Source organism: Actinoplanes couchii (assembly GCF_016862075.1).
GTDB lineage: Bacteria > Actinomycetota > Actinomycetes > Mycobacteriales > Micromonosporaceae > Actinoplanes > Actinoplanes couchii.
Genome location: NZ_BOMG01000103.1, coordinates 81,466 through 97,869, shown reverse-complemented (window position 1 = coordinate 97,869; position 16,404 = coordinate 81,466). Strand labels below are relative to the sequence as shown.

The 16,404-nt window shown below is 68.6% G+C and carries 19 protein-coding genes and 6 tRNA genes; 8 read left to right on the top strand and 17 right to left on the bottom strand.

Going from position 1 to position 16,404, the window contains the following annotated elements:
- Positions 1 to 6 precede the first annotated feature (6 nt).
- Complete coding sequence (locus Aco03nite_RS41810) at positions 7 to 660, top strand: RICIN domain-containing protein (RefSeq protein WP_203806623.1); 654 nt, start codon at positions 7 to 9, stop codon at positions 658 to 660.
- 143 nt (positions 661 to 803) lie between these two features.
- Here the strand turns inward: Aco03nite_RS41810 and Aco03nite_RS41805 are convergent, their stop codons facing one another.
- The 9 genes from Aco03nite_RS41805 to Aco03nite_RS41765 form a co-directional block, all read right to left on the bottom strand.
- Positions 804 to 1,808, bottom strand: a complete 1,005-nt coding sequence (locus Aco03nite_RS41805) for an IS256 family transposase (protein WP_203806621.1) — start codon at positions 1,806 to 1,808, stop codon at positions 804 to 806.
- A 203-nt stretch (positions 1,809 to 2,011) separates the two neighbouring features.
- A tRNA-Val gene (locus tag Aco03nite_RS41800) sits at positions 2,012 to 2,083 on the bottom strand.
- A gap of 13 nt (positions 2,084 to 2,096) precedes the next feature.
- A tRNA-Glu gene (locus tag Aco03nite_RS41795) sits at positions 2,097 to 2,171 on the bottom strand.
- A gap of 14 nt (positions 2,172 to 2,185) precedes the next feature.
- Positions 2,186 to 2,259: transfer RNA gene (locus tag Aco03nite_RS41790), tRNA-Val, on the bottom strand.
- Between the two features lie 10 nt (positions 2,260 to 2,269).
- Positions 2,270 to 2,354 (bottom strand) — tRNA-Ser (locus Aco03nite_RS41785).
- Positions 2,355 to 2,370: 16 nt separating this feature from the next.
- Positions 2,371 to 2,443, bottom strand: a tRNA-Gln gene (locus tag Aco03nite_RS41780).
- Between the two features lie 10 nt (positions 2,444 to 2,453).
- Positions 2,454 to 2,525: transfer RNA gene (locus tag Aco03nite_RS41775), tRNA-Glu, on the bottom strand.
- A gap of 194 nt (positions 2,526 to 2,719) precedes the next feature.
- A complete protein-coding gene (locus Aco03nite_RS41770; protein WP_239145885.1) occupies positions 2,720 to 3,148 on the bottom strand; it encodes a GNAT family N-acetyltransferase in 429 nt (142 codons plus the stop codon).
- Positions 3,124 to 3,876 (bottom strand): phosphotransferase enzyme family protein, encoded by a 753-nt coding sequence (locus Aco03nite_RS41765; protein WP_203806619.1) that lies wholly within the window; start codon positions 3,874 to 3,876, stop codon positions 3,124 to 3,126. The genes Aco03nite_RS41770 and Aco03nite_RS41765 overlap by 25 nt, the downstream gene beginning before the upstream one ends.
- A gap of 52 nt (positions 3,877 to 3,928) precedes the next feature.
- Between Aco03nite_RS41765 and Aco03nite_RS41760 the strand changes: the two genes are divergently transcribed.
- Positions 3,929 to 4,387, top strand: a complete 459-nt coding sequence (locus Aco03nite_RS41760) for a peroxiredoxin (RefSeq protein WP_203806617.1) — start codon at positions 3,929 to 3,931, stop codon at positions 4,385 to 4,387.
- Positions 4,388 to 4,411: 24 nt separating this feature from the next.
- Here Aco03nite_RS41760 and Aco03nite_RS41755 read toward each other — a convergent pair whose 3' ends face one another.
- Positions 4,412 to 6,466, bottom strand: a complete 2,055-nt coding sequence (locus Aco03nite_RS41755) for a beta-galactosidase (protein ID WP_203806615.1) — start codon at positions 6,464 to 6,466, stop codon at positions 4,412 to 4,414.
- A 120-nt stretch (positions 6,467 to 6,586) separates the two neighbouring features.
- On the opposite strand from Aco03nite_RS41755, the gene Aco03nite_RS41750 reads away from it, so the two are divergent.
- Complete coding sequence (locus Aco03nite_RS41750; protein WP_203806613.1) at positions 6,587 to 6,994, top strand: RidA family protein; 408 nt, start codon at positions 6,587 to 6,589, stop codon at positions 6,992 to 6,994.
- Here Aco03nite_RS41750 and Aco03nite_RS41745 read toward each other — a convergent pair.
- Positions 6,991 to 7,377, bottom strand: a complete 387-nt coding sequence (locus tag Aco03nite_RS41745) for a winged helix-turn-helix transcriptional regulator (protein ID WP_203806611.1) — start codon at positions 7,375 to 7,377, stop codon at positions 6,991 to 6,993. The genes Aco03nite_RS41750 and Aco03nite_RS41745 overlap by 4 nt on opposite strands.
- Positions 7,378 to 7,505: 128 nt before the next feature.
- Between Aco03nite_RS41745 and Aco03nite_RS41740 the strand changes: the two genes are divergently transcribed.
- A complete protein-coding gene (locus Aco03nite_RS41740) occupies positions 7,506 to 9,719 on the top strand; it encodes a rhamnogalacturonan lyase family protein (protein WP_203806609.1) in 2,214 nt (737 codons plus the stop codon).
- Here the strand turns inward: Aco03nite_RS41740 and Aco03nite_RS41735 are convergent.
- On the bottom strand, positions 9,709 to 10,461 hold the full coding sequence (locus Aco03nite_RS41735; protein ID WP_203806607.1) for an NAD(P)H-binding protein: 753 nt from the start codon (positions 10,459 to 10,461) through the stop codon (positions 9,709 to 9,711). The two genes, Aco03nite_RS41740 and Aco03nite_RS41735, sit on opposite strands and share 11 nt — an antisense overlap.
- 77 nt (positions 10,462 to 10,538) lie before the next feature.
- On the opposite strand from Aco03nite_RS41735, the gene Aco03nite_RS41730 reads away from it, so the two are divergent.
- The 3 genes from Aco03nite_RS41730 to Aco03nite_RS41720 are packed head-to-tail and all read left to right on the top strand — an operon-like array spanning position 10,539 to position 12,422.
- Positions 10,539 to 10,925 carry a winged helix-turn-helix transcriptional regulator gene (locus Aco03nite_RS41730; RefSeq protein ID WP_307837676.1) on the top strand — a complete coding sequence of 129 codons (387 nt, stop codon included), beginning with the start codon at positions 10,539 to 10,541 and terminating at the stop codon, positions 10,923 to 10,925.
- 40 nt (positions 10,926 to 10,965) lie between these two features.
- Positions 10,966 to 11,379, top strand: a complete 414-nt coding sequence (locus Aco03nite_RS41725; RefSeq protein WP_203806605.1) for a DUF1761 family protein — start codon at positions 10,966 to 10,968, stop codon at positions 11,377 to 11,379.
- Positions 11,379 to 12,422, top strand: a complete 1,044-nt coding sequence (locus Aco03nite_RS41720; RefSeq protein ID WP_203806603.1) for an aldo/keto reductase — start codon at positions 11,379 to 11,381, stop codon at positions 12,420 to 12,422. Before Aco03nite_RS41725 ends, Aco03nite_RS41720 begins: the two co-directional genes overlap by 1 nt.
- Before the next feature lie 76 nt (positions 12,423 to 12,498).
- Here Aco03nite_RS41720 and Aco03nite_RS54600 read toward each other — a convergent pair whose 3' ends face one another.
- The 3 genes from Aco03nite_RS54600 to Aco03nite_RS41705 all read right to left on the bottom strand — a co-directional run bounded on the left by Aco03nite_RS54600 (position 12,499) and on the right by Aco03nite_RS41705 (position 14,094).
- Positions 12,499 to 12,639, bottom strand: a complete 141-nt coding sequence (locus tag Aco03nite_RS54600) for a hypothetical protein (RefSeq protein ID WP_307837675.1) — start codon at positions 12,637 to 12,639, stop codon at positions 12,499 to 12,501.
- An 85-nt stretch (positions 12,640 to 12,724) separates the two neighbouring features.
- A protein-coding gene (locus Aco03nite_RS41710; RefSeq protein ID WP_373872677.1) for an IS5 family transposase occupies positions 12,725 to 13,617 on the bottom strand; the annotation gives its coding sequence in 2 pieces (ribosomal slippage) (positions 12,725 to 13,284 and positions 13,284 to 13,617; 894 coding nt in all).
- Between the two features lie 54 nt (positions 13,618 to 13,671).
- Positions 13,672 to 14,094 carry a YfbO family protein gene (locus tag Aco03nite_RS41705; RefSeq protein WP_203806601.1) on the bottom strand — a complete coding sequence of 141 codons (423 nt, stop codon included), beginning with the start codon at positions 14,092 to 14,094 and terminating at the stop codon, positions 13,672 to 13,674.
- A gap of 74 nt (positions 14,095 to 14,168) precedes the next feature.
- Here Aco03nite_RS41705 and Aco03nite_RS41700 point away from each other — a divergent pair, with 74 nt between their 5' ends.
- Positions 14,169 to 14,867 carry a class I SAM-dependent methyltransferase gene (locus Aco03nite_RS41700; protein ID WP_203806599.1) on the top strand — a complete coding sequence of 233 codons (699 nt, stop codon included), beginning with the start codon at positions 14,169 to 14,171 and terminating at the stop codon, positions 14,865 to 14,867.
- Here Aco03nite_RS41700 and Aco03nite_RS41695 read toward each other — a convergent pair.
- Positions 14,858 to 15,457, bottom strand: coding sequence for a hypothetical protein (locus Aco03nite_RS41695; RefSeq protein WP_203806597.1), 600 nt, complete (start codon positions 15,455 to 15,457; stop codon positions 14,858 to 14,860). The two genes, Aco03nite_RS41700 and Aco03nite_RS41695, sit on opposite strands and share 10 nt — an antisense overlap.
- 22 nt (positions 15,458 to 15,479) lie before the next feature.
- Positions 15,480 to 16,403: a helix-turn-helix domain-containing protein gene (locus Aco03nite_RS41690; RefSeq protein ID WP_203806595.1), complete on the bottom strand. Its 924-nt coding sequence runs from the start codon at positions 16,401 to 16,403 to the stop codon at positions 15,480 to 15,482.
- Position 16,404: the final 1 nt, after the last annotated feature.

Genomic DNA, 16,404 nt, shown 5'->3' with positions numbered 1-16,404 from the left:
AGTGGTATGTCCAACACGCGCAGGCGTGCCATCGGGGCGGCCGTCGTGTCCGTTCTCGCGGTGCTCGCCGTCGGACTGTCCGGCCCGGCACAGGCCGCCGAGCCGGTGACGGCCCCGGCGGCCACCGGGGCCCAGCCGGTCGTGCTACCGCCGGGTGCCGACCCGGAGACCTACGTCACCGCAGCCGGGGAGACCGGTGCGCTGGCCGCCCGCCTCGGGCCGTTCCACCTCTGGAACGTCAACAGCGGCCGGTGCATCGCGATCCAGAACGCGAGCACCGCCCAGAACGCGTTCGCGCTCCAGTTCACGTGCGACAACACCGAGCCGCACAACGACGACTGGTATTTCGACGAGGTGACCGCCGGTGGCATCTACTACCACCTGGTCAACCGGCACAGCGGGAAATGTCTCGCCGTGCAGAATGCCGGAACCGCGGACAATGCCCGCATCCTGCAGTTCACCTGTGACAACACCGCGCCGCACAACGACGACTGGTACCTGACGAGCCCGTTCGTCAATTCTTCCGAGGTGCACATCGTCAACCGGCACAGCGGACGATGCCTGACCGTGCAGAACGCGAGCCTGAACAACAACGCGCCGATCCTGCAATTCGGCTGCGAATCGAACGCGCCCTACAACGAGTCGTGGCTCCTCCTCTGACCGCCGCCTGAACCCGGCCGGGCCGGCCCCGCTTCGGCGGGCCCGGCCCACCCCGGCGAAGACCTGCCGCGTCGGGGTCGTGCGGCGAGCAGGCGCGGATCGTTGGGCCTGTAAAGAGAACGGCTGATCTGAGTTGTGGTGGGTCAGTGGATGGCCGGGTCGGGCCGGCCTTCGAAGGCGGTTTGGAAGGCGTTCAGGGGTGCTTTCCAGCGCATGGTCCGGCGGCGGCGGCCGGCGCCGGTCGGGTCGAGGCTCATCAACGCCATGTATACACATTTGAGGGCGGCGGTCTCGTTCGGGAAGTGACCGCGGGCCCGGACGGCCTTGCGGATGCGGGCGTTCACGGACTCGATGGCGTTCGTGGTGCAGATGACCTTGCGGATCTCTACGTCGAAGGCGAGGAACGGCACGCACTCCGACCAGGCGTTCTCCCACAACCTCACGAGCGCCGGACACTTGCCGCCCCAGGTCTCGCTGAACTCGAGGAAGCGTTCGGTGGCGGCGTCCTCGGTCGCCGCGGTGTAGACCGGTTTCAACGCCCGGGCGATCTTCTCGTAGTCCTGACGCGCCGAGTACTTGAACGAGTTCCGCAGAAGGTGAACCACGCAGGTTTGCACGACGGTCTTGGGCCAGACCGTCTCGACCGCGTCAGGCAGGCCCTTGAGCCCGTCGCAGACAAGCATGAGCACGTCCTGCACACCGCGGTTCTGCCACTCGGCCATCCCGTCCATCACCTTGTCGGTGATCGTGGAGATCGTCTGCTTCGAAACTTCGGTGCCATGCACCTCGCTCAGGTGAGCAGCGATCTCCCCATGCGTGAGGCCTTTGGCCGACAACGGCAGGACGAGCTCGTCGACGCCGGTCAGCCGGCGTTGCCGCTTGCGCACGATCTGCGGCTCGAACGAGCCGGCCACATCGCGGGGCACCCGGATCTCGACCGGCCCGACGCCGGTGATCACCGTCTTGGACCGGTGACCGTTACGGGTGTTCTCCCGCTTGTTCGCGGCCTTGTCATGCTTGTCGAACCCGACGTGATCGGTGATCTCGCCTTCGAGCGCGGACTCCAGGATCCGCTTGGTGAGCTGTTGCAACAGCCCACCCTCGCCGGTCAGCTTCAGGTCGTCACCCCGAGCTCGGTCCACCAGCATCACGACGAGCTGATCATCCGAGATATCTGCCGGCGGGATGCCAGCCACTTCCCGGTCAACCTCTTCGGTCGTTTTCCGAGCGTCTCCCTAGATATCGAGATCCGCCGATAAATTTACCGTCCCGGATCGTTTTCCGGAACTGCGGCCGGGGCCTGCCGGTCATCAAGGTGGCGGGGTTGTTGAAAGTGCTCCGGTGGACGACGTGCCCGGTGACGGATTTGAACCGCCGGCCGTCTCGGTGTAGGCGAGATGCTCTGCCGCTGAGCTAACCGGGCTTGGCTTCGTGCGTAGCGCAGGCGGGGTTCGAACCCGCAAGTGTCCGGTTTGAAAGACCGGCGGCTCTACCTTTTCGCCCACTGCGCCCTGTTCAATTGTCGTGTCCGGCGCTGGATTCGAACCAGCGTCCTCCACCGTGTCGGGATGGCGCTCTACCAGGCTGAGCCAGCCGGACGTGAACTGCGCGGATGGGGCGAGAGTCGAACTCGCACGGGTGTTACCCCCAACGGTTTTCGGGACCGCGGCCGGCGCCCATCGGCTGGCCCATCCATTTCTTTTTCCTGCGCTCCGAGACGAGGACTCGAACCTCGAACCTCCCGATCCAGAATCGGGCGTGCTGCCGGTTGCACCATCTCGGAATGTGTTTCGTAGACCCGACCGGGATCGAACCGGCGTCTCCAGCTTGAGAGGCTGACGAGCGTTCCACTGCTCCACGAGTCCATTAAAAAAGCCGCCCACCCGATTTCCGGGAGGCGGCTTCGAAAAGCTGCGGGCGTCAGTCGCCCCTCCCGGACTCGAGCTGCTGTTCGGATTCCTGCACGACTGACGACGACATCGGAGGTCTCCTTTCCTTCAGCTCGGTGCGGCCTGTTGAGACAAACCCTAGTAGCACCCCGCGGACCCCGCCAACCTATTTATCCGGCTTCCCAGATCAGCATCTGCCGGTGGTGGACGAAGCCGTTGCGCAGGTAGAAGTCGACCGCCCGCCGGCCGGAGTGGACGGTCACGTGCAGCAGGCCCCGGCTGCGGGCCTCGGCCAGGATCGCCTCGATCAGGGCTGCGCCGATGCCCCGGCCGCGGTACTCCTCGCGGACCATCACCGACTGCACGTCGCCGTACCAGCGGTCCAGTTTGCCGTTGCCGGGTACCCGTTCGGCGACGTGCAGCCAGGCGTTGCCGACCACCTGACCGTCGAGCTCCGCCACGAAGGGCAGGTGCGACTCGCGGTGAGCGGCCACCCATCCCTCGTACGCGGAAAGGTCGGTGTCTCTCATCTCGGCGAGGACGGGCAGGTCGGAGCGGACCGCGAGCCGCACGGTCAGGCCAGCAATGCCTTGGTCCACAGGTCGGTGTTCCTCTCGGTGTAGTCGGCGTCGGCGCGCCACGCGTCGCCGTGGCCGGTGCGCCAATGGGTGGTCCAGGGCTCGGTGCCGAGGGCGGCCTGGTCGCGCAGGAAGTCGTGCATGGCCCGGGTCCGGGTGGCCAGCATCGGCGCCAGCGCGCGCCGGTCCGTCTCGTCCAGGCCGTAGGCGTCGATCAGCTCCCGCAGCCGTTCGCCGGCGTCGTCCCGGCGTAGTTCCGGGTTCGGGGACATCGGGACAAAACCGTGCACCGCGTACGCGAGATCCCACAACCGTGAGCCCGGCGCCGCCCCGTCCCAGTCGATGAACGCCATGCCCGAGCCGGCGACCAGGTTCCACGGCGCCAGGTCGTGGTGCACGATCTGCTCGTCCCGGTCGGCCGGGATCAGGGCGTTCCACCGCGCGTCCGGCGGCGGGACGAAGCTCGCACACGCGTCGTGCAGATCGCGGATCAACCGCCCGACCGGCACGAGCGAGTCCAACGGATCGGGCCACGGAACCGTACCGGGGATGAACGTCAGCACCTCCCGCCCGGCCGCGTCGAACCCGAGCGGCCGGGGCGCACCCCGGAACCCGGCCGACCACAGGTGGTCGAGCAACGCGTGCACCGCCGGCGTCCAGAAGCCGGCCGGACGGCGCACGGTGTCACCGATCCGGACCACGCCTGCCGACACGTTGCCGCCGGTGAGCGGGATCTCTTCGTAGGACACGTCTCACCATGGCACGGATGCGAAGTCTTTTCACTCCCGTATCGTCGTGCGGGTGAGCATCGGCAAGGGCGACATCGCGCCCGACTTCGAACTTCCCGACCAGGACGGCACCCCGCGCAAGCTGACCGAGCTGCTGGCGGACGGCCCTGTGGTCCTCTTCTTCTACCCCGCCGCGATGACCAAGGGCTGCACCGCGGAAGCCTGCCATTTCCGTGATCTGGCGGCCGAGTTCCGCGACGCCGGGGTGCAGCGGGTCGGCATCAGCAAGGACCCGGTGGCGAAGCAGAAGGAGTTCGCCGACCTGCACAAGTTCGACTACCCGTTGCTGTCCGACCCGGAGATGACGGCCGCGGCGGCGTACGGGGTGAAGCGCAAGCTGGCGCTCGGCCCGCTGAGCACCAAGCGGATGACGTTCGTGATCGGCACCGACCAGAAGATCATCGACGTGATCCACAGCGAGCTGGACATGAACCAGCACGCCGCGGACGCGCTGAAGGCCGCCAAGGGCTGAGCCCCCGGCGGCCCGCAACACACGTCAGAGCACCAGCACCCGCACGTCCCACGGTCCCAGCGCGATCGGCTCGCCGGCCTCGAAAGATGCGTCGGCGAGCACGTCCGAGCAGGCCACCGGGACGGTGAAGGTCTGCTCGTCCCACGACCAGTTGTGCACGAACCGCAGCTGACGGCCGTCCCGGTTGACGGCCGAGGTGACGGTCAGCTCCGGGATCGACGGCGTCCAGGGCCCGGCGGTGCCGGCGAACAGTTCGCGGGCGAACGCCGGGTCGGGAACCGTACCGACGGTGGTGATCCGGCCCGTGCCGTGTTCTTTGGTGGTGACCGCCGCCCACTGCTGGAAGTGCGGGTGCTCGTAGGACGCGAGAACCTCGGCGGTGGTCGGGACGAGACCGTCGATCCAGCGGGTGGCGTGGCCGTAACCGGTCACCGTGATCGGCTCGTCGATGTTGCTGAACTCGTCGTAGACGACACCGGCGGCCTCGTACAGCCGGGCCGGGTGCTGCTCGTTGCGCGCCCGCGCCTCGTGGTCGGCGTACCCGGTGCGCGGCCCGAGGATCAGGTGCCCGCCGGCCTCGGCGTAGGCGAGCAGCCAGTCCAGGTCGGCGTCGGTGGTGATGTAGAGCGCCGCGGCGACCAGCACCGGATGCTCCCGGGCCACGTCCGCCGCCGGCCGGGCGGTCAGATGCGCGGCGTGCCACACCCGGCTCTGCAGTTTCGCGTCGAAAGAGCCACGATAGAAGGCGTCATTGATTTCCGTGTACGTCCGGAGATCAGGTTCGCCGGACCCCGTGGCCAGGGACGGCTGGAACTCCAGGGCCCGTTTGCTCTCGGTCGAGTAGACGAACGCGACGTCGGCCCCCGGCGTCAGCCCGGTCACCGTCGCGCCGGCCCGGTCGAGCTCGGCGCCGATCCGGGCGATCTCCCGGTAGACCCGCCCCGGGCGCCCGCTGTGCGGCAGCACGCCACCCCAGTAGGTCTCGGTGCCGAAGTGCAGGGTGTGCCAGTGCCAGTACTCGATCGCCTCCGCGCCCCGGGAGATCAGGGCCCATGCCACCTGACGCCACTGGCCGTCGTACGCCGGGCGGTTGACGTAGGAATGCCCGATCGCCTGGGCGTCGGTCTCGGTGACCAGGAACGGCTCCTGGCGCGCCGAGAACATCCGGTCCGCGCTCTGGTACAGCGCCCACGTGCCGCGGGTGGTCCAGTCCTGCGGGCGGGCCCGCTCGTCCGGGAGCCGGAGCGCGTCCTGCATGTCGTAGTACGGGTTGCCGGAGGTGACGTCGAGGACCCCGGCCAGGGTCCGGTCGTCGACGGCGGCCCGGTCGAAGGCGATGCAGGTGGTGACGAACTGGTCCGGGCGGGCGTACTCCCGGGCGATGTCGGCCTGCCAGCCGATGTACTCGGTGGCCTGCTGGTTCTGGAAGACCCGCCAGGCCAGGTCGTACTGCGGTTGCGCGTTGCCGTCCGGGCGCCACAGGTCCGACCAGTCCGACAGCCGGTGCGACCAGTAGACCAGGCCCCACTCGCGGTTCAGGGTCTGCACGTCGCCGTACCTGGCGCGCAGCCAGTCCACGAACCGCTGGCACACGCCCTCGTTGTGCAGCAGCACGTTGCCGGGCTCGTTGTCGACCTGGAACCCGATGACCGCGGGGTGCGAGGCGTACCGTTCCAGGATGCGGCGGCTGACCCGCTCGGCGTGGAACCGGAACGCCGGATGGGTGTAGTCGGCCTCCTGCCGCGCACCCCACGCGTTGCGCTGCCCGGTGGCGTGCTCCCCGGCGATCTCCGGGTAGAGCCGGGCCAGCCATGGCGGAACCGCATAGGTCGGCGTGCCGAGGATGACCCCGATGCCACGCTCGTGCGCCCCGTCGAGAACCGGCTGCAGCCAGTCGAGCTCGAACTCACCGTTACGCGGTTCCCAGGTCGACCACACCGATTCGCCGACCCGGATGACCGAGAACTTGGCCTCCGCCATCTGATCAAGATCGGTCTTGAGCCGCTCGGTGGGCTGGTACTCGTGGTAGTACGCCGCACCGAAACGAACCCGGTCCGGACGCTGATACTTGTTGCTCACCAGCGCATTCTCTACCGGATGCGGTTACCTGAAGGTGACCGGGTTCCGAATTAGTGCCTTCTTCACAGGTCAGTTTCGGTCTCTTACGGTTACTGAGTAACCGAGAGAGAGGCACCACCCATGGCCGTAACGCTGATCAACCCGCCCGGACTGCCCGTCGTACCCGTCTACCACCAGGTGTCGGTGGCTACCGGGTCGAAGCTGGTGCACGTCGCCGGGCAGGTCGCCTGGCAGGCGGACGGCACCACGGTCGGTATCGGCGATCTGGCCGCCCAGGTCGAGCAGTGCTACGTGAACGTGGCCGCCGCGCTGGCCGGCGTGGGCGCAAGCTTCGACGACGTGGTGAAGCTGACCGTGCACGTCGTGGACTGGCAGCCGGAGAAGATGGGCGCCCTGGTCGAGGGCATGCAGCGGGCGGCGGCCCGGCTGGGCATCACCGCGTCCCCGCCGGCGTCGCTGTTCGGCATCGTCACCCTGGACGTGCCCGAGCACCTGGTCGAGCTGGAGGTGACGGCGGCCCTGGACTAGGACGGGCCGAAGTCGCGGCGGGCGGCCTCGATGTGCGGCAGGTACTCCTGGGTCCAGCCGCACATCCCGTCCACCACCGTGCGCAGTGCCTGACCGGCTTCGGTCAGCGAGTACTCCACCTTGGGCGGGATCGTCGCGTAGACGGTGCGGGTGATCAGGCCGTTGCGTTCCAGGGTCCGCAGGTTCTGGGTGAGCATCTTGTGGCTGATGCCGCCGATGGCGTCGCGCAGCTCGCTGAAGCGCATCGTGCGCTGCCCGACGAACTCGATGATCAGCAGGGCCCACTTGTTGGCGATGTCGGTGAAGATCTCCCGCGCCAGTGAGTCGGCCCGGGCCAGATCGGCGTCCGGCGGTATCGCGCTGATCTCCTGCCTGGTTCCCACCGGCACACTCTCCAACAGTGACCGGGTAACCGCAAGTTAACCGCTTCACCGCATTGCATCGAGCATCTTTGATGCTTAACCTCGGGGAAACATTGAAAGCGGTTTAACCCCATCCCCCGGGAGCTCACATGCACCGAGCCCTGAAGGCCGCGATCATCCCCGTCACGGTCCTTCTCCTGTCCACCGGCGGCGTCGTCGCGGCCCAGAACGCGAGCGCCGCCACCGTCCGCCACGAAGCCGAGACGGCGCCCGCCACCTGCGACGGCGTGATCGCCACCACCTACTCCGGGTACTCCGGCAGCGGGTTCTGCGACGGCAACAGCGGTGCCGGCACCGCCGCGCAGTTCACCGTCACCGCCGCAACGGCCGGAAACGCCACCCTCACCATCCGGTACGCCAACGGCAACGCCGTCGACCGCACCGCCGCGATCAGCGTGAACGGCACCGTCGTGCAGGCCACGTCCCCGTTCGCCACCACCGGCGGCTGGAACCGCTGGACCAGTGTCACGCTCACCGCCGCGCTGCGGGCCGGCAGCAACACGGTCCGGATCGCCGCGACCAGCGCCGGCGGCCTCGCCAACATCGACTACCTGGACGTGGACGTGGCGAACACCGCCGCCGCCCGCCGGATGGAGACCCTGGGCCGCGGTGTCGTCGCGGTCCGGGCGAGCGCGAGCAGCGTCCTGGTCGCGTGGCGGCTGCTCGGTCTCGACCCGGACGGCATCGGATTCAACGTCTACCGGTCCACGGCCGGCGCCACCGAGGTCAAGCTCAACAGCGCGGTGCTGACCGGCGGCACCAACCTGACCGACACCACCGCCGACCTGACCAAGGTCAACACCTATCGGGTCCGCCCGGTGGTCAACGGCACCGAGCAGGCCCCCAGCAGCGCTTTCACCCTCACCGCCAACCACGCGACCGAGCCTGTCGTACGTCTACCGCTGCGCGCCGGCGGCCCGGTCAAGTTCGCGTGGACCGGGGATCTGGACGGTGACGGCGAGTTCGACTTCGTCATCGACCGCCAGACGTCACCACAGAGCATCGAGGCGTACCGCGGCGACGGTACCTTCCTGTGGACTGTCGACCTGGGCCCGAACAGCACCAACCAGGACAACATCGAGGGCGGCTCGTCGGTGATCGACGTCGGCCACAACGACGGCGTGACCGTCTACGACCTGGACGGCGACGGCCGGGCCGAGGTCGCCCTGCGGATCGCGAACGGTGTCCGTTTCGGAAACGGCGTCACCTTCACCAACGCCGACAACAACCGTCAGTTCATCGCGATCCTGGACGGGCGCACCGGCGCGCTGCGGGCCTCCGCCGCGGTGCCCACCGACTACCTGGCCGACGGTCCGCTGATGGCCCGGTTCGGGGTCGGGCATCTGGACGGCGTCAACCCGAGCCTGGTGGCGTACATGAAGAACCGGGTCGGCAGTGGCGCCTTCAACCTGATGTTCACCGCCTGGCGGTTCACCGGCAGCGCCGTCACCATGCAGTGGAAGTGGCTGCGCGGCAACCAGGACGCACCCGACGGCCACAACACCCGCATCATCGACGTGGACGGTGACGGGCGCGACGAGATCGCCGAGATCGGGTTCGTGCTCAACGGCAACGGCACCCTGCGGTACACCCTCGGCCCGCAGGGCGTGGTGCACGGCGACCGGTTCCACATCGCCAAGATGGACCCGTCCCGCCCCGGGCTGCAGGGGTACGCGGTGCAGCAGGACAACCCGAGCGGGCTGCGCGAGTACTACTACGACGCCGCGTCCGGGCAGATCATCTGGAAGCACGTCGAATCCGGTGTCGGGGACGTCGGCCGTGGCATGGCCGGTGACATCGATCCGCGTACGCCGGGAATGGAGGTGTGGTCCTTCTCCGGCCTTTACAACGCTCCCACGAACCAGCTCGCCGAACCGAACACGTCCCTGCGCCCGTGGCCGCACCTGGGCCTGTGGTGGGACGGCGACACCACGATGGAACTGCTCAACGACGGCAAGTTCGAGAAGTGGAACCCGGCCGCGCCGACCGCCACCGGGAGCGTGCCCCGGCTGCTGGCCAACTGGACGTACGGCGCGGTCAACGCCTACGGCGGCCCCAACCCGCTGCTGGTCGGCGACATCCTCGGGGACTGGCGCGAGGAGGTCGTCTACACCAACGCCGCCGCCAGCGAGCTGATCATTTTCACCACCAACATCCCGTCGAGTACGCGTCTCTACACGCTCACCCACAACCCGGCGTACCGCAACGCGATGACCTTGAAGGGTTATGTCCAGTCCCACCACGTCGACTACTTCCTCGGCGCGAACATGAGCACCCCGCCCCGGCCGAACATCACCTACTGAGGTAGACGCCGGCCCGCACCGCCTGCCCGAGCGCAACAAGCGCCTCGGCCAGGGCGGCCGGTGCGCCGGTGCCGAGCAAATGGTCCCGGTACTCCTGATCGTCCAGGAGCACCGGGATCACCTCTCGTCCCAGCCGCTGCCCGAACAGTTCCGCCACCGCGACCGCGTCCCACGCTCTCGGGCCGTGCACCTCGACCACCCCTCGCGCCTCGCCGAGCAGCGTTGCCGCGGCCACTTCCGCACAGCGGTCCCGGTCGACGTAGGACACGGCGCCGGTACCGTGGTTGCTGACGTACCGGCCGGTGGTGGCCTGTCGCTCGTCGAGCCCTTCGAAGTAGAGGTTGTTGCGCAGCGCCGTCCACGGCACCCCGGTGCCGCGCAGCGCCGCCTCCGAGTCCCGGTGTGCCGCGTTGAGCAGATCCGGCGGCCCGTCACAGCCGACCAGCGACGTGTAGACCAGGTGTTTCACCCCGGCGGCCGCTGCCGCGGTGAAAGCCGCCGCGTGCTGGGCCGCCTTCTTCCGGCCGTCCCGCTCGTCGGTGCTCACCACCAGCACCGCGTCGGCGCCGGCGAACGCCGCCGGTTCGATGCTGTCGAAATCGGCACGGCGCACTTCCCGATCCTGTGGTACGACATCCGGGCGTCGCGTCACGACGATCACGTCGGCCCGGTCCCGCAGTCTCTGGACGACCGCCGCCCCGAGCGCCCCGGCGCCACCTGTCACCGCAATTCGTTTGATCACGCCACCCATCGTCGGCGACCATCCGCAGCGACCGGAAGACGGCACTTCGAACCGCCTCAGGCACACGGGAGTAACCATTGGACCTCGACCTGCTGCTTCCGCCGGGTATGACGGTGACCCCGGCGATGAAGGAACAGTGCCCGCTGCGTGACACCCTGGACCGCATCGGCGATCGCTGGACGGTGATCGTCGTGGTGCTGCTGCTGCCAGGGCCGCGCCGGTTCACCGAGCTGATGCGTGCCGCCGAAGGTGTCAGCCAGCGCATGCTCACCCACACGCTGCGGAATCTGGAACGCGACGGGCTGCTCACCCGGACGGTGCACGCGTGTGTGCCGCCGAAGGTCGAGTACGAGCTGACCGATTCCGGTCGGTCCCTGGCCGGCCCGCTGACCGGGCTGCTGCACTGGTCGGTGCGTCATCAGGAGGCGGTACGGGAGGCCCGTTCCCGATACGACTCCGAGTAGCGGACACACCCTGTCCTCTACCGCTGCGAACCTCGACACCATGTTCGACGTTCTCGGAAACCTCAACTGGCTCGGCATCCTGGCCGGTTTCATCGTCCTGACCCTGCTCGGCGGCCTCTGGTTCGCGGCGCTGTTCCCGGCGGCGTACAACCGCTCCCTGGGCCGTGACGTGGGCGCCAAGTCCCCGACCACCCCGCTGTTCCTGGCCGGGCCGCCGATCACCGGTCTGATCATCACGCTCACCAGCGCGTTCCTGATCGCCGTCCTGGACATCACCGCGTACGGCGACGCCCTGATCTTCGGTCTGATCGTCGGTGTCGGCTATCTGGCCACCAACACCGTCACCATCGCGATCAACCCCAACTTCCCCCACCCTCTGCGGTACGCGGTCATCTCCGGTGGCTACCACGTGCTCGGCAGCCTGCTGGTCAGCACGATCCTGGTCGCCGTCTGATGCGCACCCGCCCGCTCGGCCGCACCGGCATCCAGGTCAGCCCCTACTGTCTCGGCACCATGATGTTCGGCCCGTACGGCAATCCCGACCCCGGCGACTGTGCCCGGATCATCCACCGGGCCCTGGACGCCGGCATCAACTTCATCGACACCGCCGACGTCTACGGCGGCGACGGCGAGACCGAGCGCATCGTCGGCAGAGCCCTGAAAGGGCGTCGTGACGATGTCGTGCTCGCCACCAAGTTCAACGGCCCGATGGGCGACGACCCGAACCGGCGCGGCAACTCGCGCCGCTGGATCGTCGCCGCGTGCGAGGACTCGCTGCGCCGTCTCGGTGTCGACCACATCGACCTCTACCAGGTCCACCATCCCGAACCCGGCACCGACATCGAGGAGACCCTCGCCGCCCTGACCGACCTGATGCGGGCCGGTAAGGTCCGCGCGATCGGGCACTCCAACCTGCCGGCCGCGGAGATCGTCGAGGCCCAGTGGACGTCGGAGCGGCGGGGCCTGGCCCGGTTCCGCACCGAACAGCCGACCTATTCGATCCTGAACCGCGGCATCGAACGCGACGTCCTGCCGGTCTGCGAACGCTACGGCCTCGGCGTCCTGGCCTGGAGCCCGCTGGCGTCCGGCCTGCTGACCGGCCGTTTCCGCCCCGGCGGCGAACAGCCGTCGGCGGGCCGGATGCGCTGGGTTCCCCGGCACATGACCGACCCGCGCAACCACGAGGCGGTCGAACGCCTGGCCCCGATAGCCGACGACGCCGGCCTGTCACTGACCCACCTGGCGCTGGCGTTCGCAGTGAACCATCCCGCCGTCAGCGCGGCGATCATTGGCCCGCGCACCATGGCCCAGCTCGACGACCTGCTCGCCGGTGCCGACGCCGCCCTGGACGACGGCGTCCTCGACCGGATCGACGAGGTCGTGGCGCCTGGGACGAACCCGGGCGCCCTCGACATCGCGTATCAACCGCCCGCTCTGACCCGGCCTGACCTGCGCCGCCGAGTGAGGTTGACGACGTCAACCCCAGGGAGCCGATGATGGGTCCGGGTCTGATCGCCGGCGGGCATGCGGGCCAGGCTGACGGCTATAGTCACGGCCGAGGTGCCGAGGATTACTAGTAGCGAGAACCAGATCGAGATCTCGGGGGCCAGTGGAAGCCGTTGCCGCCGTTGATGAACGAGACGTCGTTGGTGCGCAAAGCCTCCGGGAACAACTTCACGCCGATGAAGGCCAGAACGACGGCCAGGCTGATCAACGCGGCATTTTAGCCATCCCTGGATCAGCGCATCATTTCTTCGGCCGAACAGCGCCGATCGCAGAACGGATCTCCTACAGGAGGACTAGGTTCTGTCTCGCGGATCTTTGTGGTCGGGGACGGCGCGTAGCCAGTCCAGCATTTCGATCAGGTCGAGGGTGGCTTGGTAGTTGGCCCCGTTCTTGTCGTAGCGGGTGGCGACGCCGCGCCAGTGTTTGCGCCGGTTGAAGCCCCGTTCGACCTGGTTGCGGCGGCGGTAGGCGATCGGATCGAAGGCCGGTGGCCGACCGCCGAGCGAGCCACGGCGTTTCCGGTTGGCGATCTGGTCGTTGGGTTCGGGGATCGTCGCGCGGATCCGTCTGGTCCGGAGGGCTTCGCGGTTGGCCCGGGACGAGTACGCCTTGTCGGCGGTCACCGATTCCGGCCGGGTCCGGGGCCGGCCGGCACCGCCGGGCCGAGGCACGCGCACCAGGGCGAGCAGCGGGATCAACTGGCGCGTATCGGCTGCCTGACCCGGGGTGATGAGCGTGGCCAGGGATCGACCGCGGCCGTCGGCCAGGGTGTGGACCTTCGTGGTCAGCCCGCCACGGGACCGGCCGATACTCTCGCGTGCCTGCGTCTCGGTGACGGTCAGCCCCCTTTTACCGCCCCGGCTGCATGCTGGTGGACGCGCACGATCGTGGCATCGGCCTGAGCGTCCCACTCCACGCCGTCATCAAGCTCGGCAAGAGCGACGACCTGAGCTTTCAGCCGGGCCCAGGTGCCGTCCGCCGCCCACCGGGTGAACCGTCGGTGGGCGGTCTTGCACGGACCGTACCGCTCGGGCATGTCACGCCACGGCGAGCCGGTCCGTTTCACCCAGCAGATCCCGTTGACGACCTGCCGATGATCTCGCCACTGCCCACCACGAGCCGCCTGTACCGGCAGTAGAGGGGCCAATACAGCCCACTCGTCATTACTCAGATCACCACGCGCCACATACACCTAACGATCGACGTACATGATCACCACGCATGATCCGCGAGACAGAACCTAATCCCACCAGAGGGTCATGAGTTGATGTCCGCTGGGGACCGGGATGTCGATTGCCGGTGGGGTGCCGTTCCACCAGTCGGATCCCATCTCCGGCTCGGGCTGGAGCCGGGCGGTGCGGCGCAGCACCTCGGTTGCGGAGGCGCTGGTGACGATGTAGACGTGGTTGCTGAAGGGCCATTCGTCGTCGCCCATGACTTCACTGATGCCCACCCGGACGTCCACGACGTCCGGGTGGGCCCGCAGCGCGCGCAGGACGGCGTAGAACTCGGGGATGCCGGGATGGTCGATCAGGTTGCAGCCGATCGATCCGAGGTCGTTGTTGCCCTCGAAGAACAGTTCCAGGCTCACCACCGGTTCCGGGCCGGTGCCCGAATCGTTGCCACCCTGTCGACCTATCTCCGACAACACGTCCGCCAGCATCACCGTCTCCCGTCCCGTAAGTAGGTTCTACCAGGCGGTTTGCGGTGGGAACGGCGTATCGGCAGGCTGGTTCGATGTCTGCGGCTCATGCTTATCACGATCATGCTGGTGACCACTTTGCGGCTCATGCCGCGGATGGGGCGCACAACGCCTACACCGATCGGCCGGCCATGCTGGCGCTTGCCGGGGACGTCGACGGGCTCCGGGTTCTGGATGCCGGGTGTGGGGGCGGGCACTACGCGGCCGAGTTGGTCGCCCGTGGTGCCGACGTCGTCGCTGTCGACGGGAGTGACAGTCTGGTCGCGCATGCTCGGGGGCTGCTCGGGGACACCGCCGAGGTGCGGCGGCACGACCTGGACACGCCACTTGCGTTCGCGGGGGACGCCTCGTTCGACGGGGTGGTGTGTGCGCTGGTGCTGCATCATCTGACCGACCGGGCCGGCTTCCTGGGCGAGGTGCGGCGGGTGCTGCGCCCGGGCGGCTGGTTCCTGCTGTCCACCACACATCCGGTGTCGGACTGGCGGTTCTTCGGTGGGTCGTACTTCGATGAGAGCTGGGTCGAGTTCCCGATCGCGGACGGGATCACCATGCGGTTCCAGCGGATGACCCTGGAAACGGTGGTCACCGAGGTGCTCGCCGCCGGGTTCACACTGGAACGCCTGGTCGAACCGCGGGCGGTCGAGGCGCTCCGGGAGGTGAACCCGGACCGTTACGAACGGCTGACGGAACGGCCCAGTTTTGTGGCGCTGCGCCTGCGCCGGGCTCATTCCTGACGACGGCGCCGGCCGGTCAGCACCTGGTGACCGGCCTCTGACTGGTAGCTGAGGGCCACCACGCCCGGGCCCGCGTACAGCAGCGTGCCGTGTTCCGGGAACGACGCGGGGGACAGCGGCACCCGGGTCAGGCCGGTCAGCAACTCGTCGCGTTCGGCCCGGGTGACCTCCTCGTGGGTGGCGTACGGCGCTGACATAACCGCTTCGACCAGGGCGAACTGGAGCAGCACCCCACTGAGGGGTTCCGGGTCGGGTTCGCCGTCGTCGTACACCTCGGGGTCCTCGTCGTCCGGGTCGATCACCTTGGCCCAGGCGCCCTGGTTCTCGGCGGCGAAGACGACACCACCCTCGTCCTCGTCGTACTCCAACTCGTGCGGCGGGTACACGCTGTTGTGCACCCCGAAGATCACCGGTTTGCGGGTGGCCCGCTCGTAGAAGGCCGTCAGCGCGGCGGGCAGCGGCACCGGGCTGTCGATCTCCGTGGGGTCGGCTGTGGGGACGTCGGCGTACCAGACGTCGAGGAATCCGCGCATCGCCGCGACCTTGTCGTGCGGGACCGCGGCGAGCCAGTCCATTCCAGATCCGATCACCGGACGATCATAGGAACCGATGTCACATCGGCCGGACGTCGGTCGGGGTGGTGCCGTAGCGCTGCCGGAAGGCCCGGCTCAGGTGGGCGCCGTCGCTGAACTGCCAGCGGGCGGCGATCTCCGAGACGGTCAGGTGGGCGGCCGGGTCGGTGAGGTCCCGGTGGGCCCGGTCCAGGCGGCGTCGGCGGATGTACGAGGTCACCGATTCGCCGGTGCCGGCGAACGCGCGTTGCAGGGTGCGGACCGAGACGTGCAGGGCGGCCGCCAGGGTGGCCGGGCCCAGGCCGGCGTCGGTCAGGTGGGATTCGGCCAGGTTCTTCGCCGCCTCGACCAGGGCGGGCGCGGTCAGCGGGTCGGTGCTGTCGGCGGCGCCGCGGACCACGCCGGCGGTCAGTTCGGCCAAGGCCTCGCGGGCCGCCCGGGCACCGGCCGGGCTGAGGTCCGGGGCGGTCCGGCGCAGCAGGTCGGCGTAGCCGGTGAGCAGCCGCATCTCCGCCGAGTCGGCCGGACCGTGCACCACCCGGTCGCCGAGCAGCGGGGCCACGGCGGCACCGGGCAGGGTGAGGGACATGCCGGCCGTGCACGGGCCGTTGGTGAACGACACCGGGCGGTCCAGGCGGCGCACCAGATAGCTGCCGGCCGGGATGTCGTGGGTGCCGACCGTCGCGGATCCCCGGTTGACGAGGATCAGCGAAACGGCGCCGTCCACACCTGAGGGCTTTCCCGCTCGTACGGCGGAAAAGCCCTCATGGGTGTGAATCAGCGCGTCGTCGACGCGGACCTGCTGGAAACGGACCCGCAGATCGGCCATCGTGGCGGGCTCGTAGACCGGGGCCGAACGGTCGCCGAGAAACTTCTGCCATCGGCGCAGGGATCCGGCCAGACCATTCGTGCCGACTTTACGAGTGTCCAGAGCGAATCGGGTGTCCGGAGCGAATGTCGTCACC

Coding starts and splice junctions, on each gene's coding strand:
- Aco03nite_RS41700 (WP_203806599.1), top strand. CDS start 14,169: ATGTCTGCGGCTCATGCTTATCACGATCATGCTGGTGACCACTTTGCG.
- Aco03nite_RS41705 (WP_203806601.1), bottom strand. CDS start 14,094: ATGCTGGCGGACGTGTTGTCGGAGATAGGTCGACAGGGTGGCAACGAT.
- Aco03nite_RS41805 (WP_203806621.1), bottom strand. CDS start 1,808: ATGCTGGTGGACCGAGCTCGGGGTGACGACCTGAAGCTGACCGGCGAG.
- Aco03nite_RS41810 (WP_203806623.1), top strand. CDS start 7: ATGTCCAACACGCGCAGGCGTGCCATCGGGGCGGCCGTCGTGTCCGTT.
- Aco03nite_RS41725 (WP_203806605.1), top strand. CDS start 10,966: ATGTTCGACGTTCTCGGAAACCTCAACTGGCTCGGCATCCTGGCCGGT.
- Aco03nite_RS41740 (WP_203806609.1), top strand. CDS start 7,506: ATGCACCGAGCCCTGAAGGCCGCGATCATCCCCGTCACGGTCCTTCTC.
- Aco03nite_RS41720 (WP_203806603.1), top strand. CDS start 11,379: ATGCGCACCCGCCCGCTCGGCCGCACCGGCATCCAGGTCAGCCCCTAC.
- Aco03nite_RS41750 (WP_203806613.1), top strand. CDS start 6,587: ATGGCCGTAACGCTGATCAACCCGCCCGGACTGCCCGTCGTACCCGTC.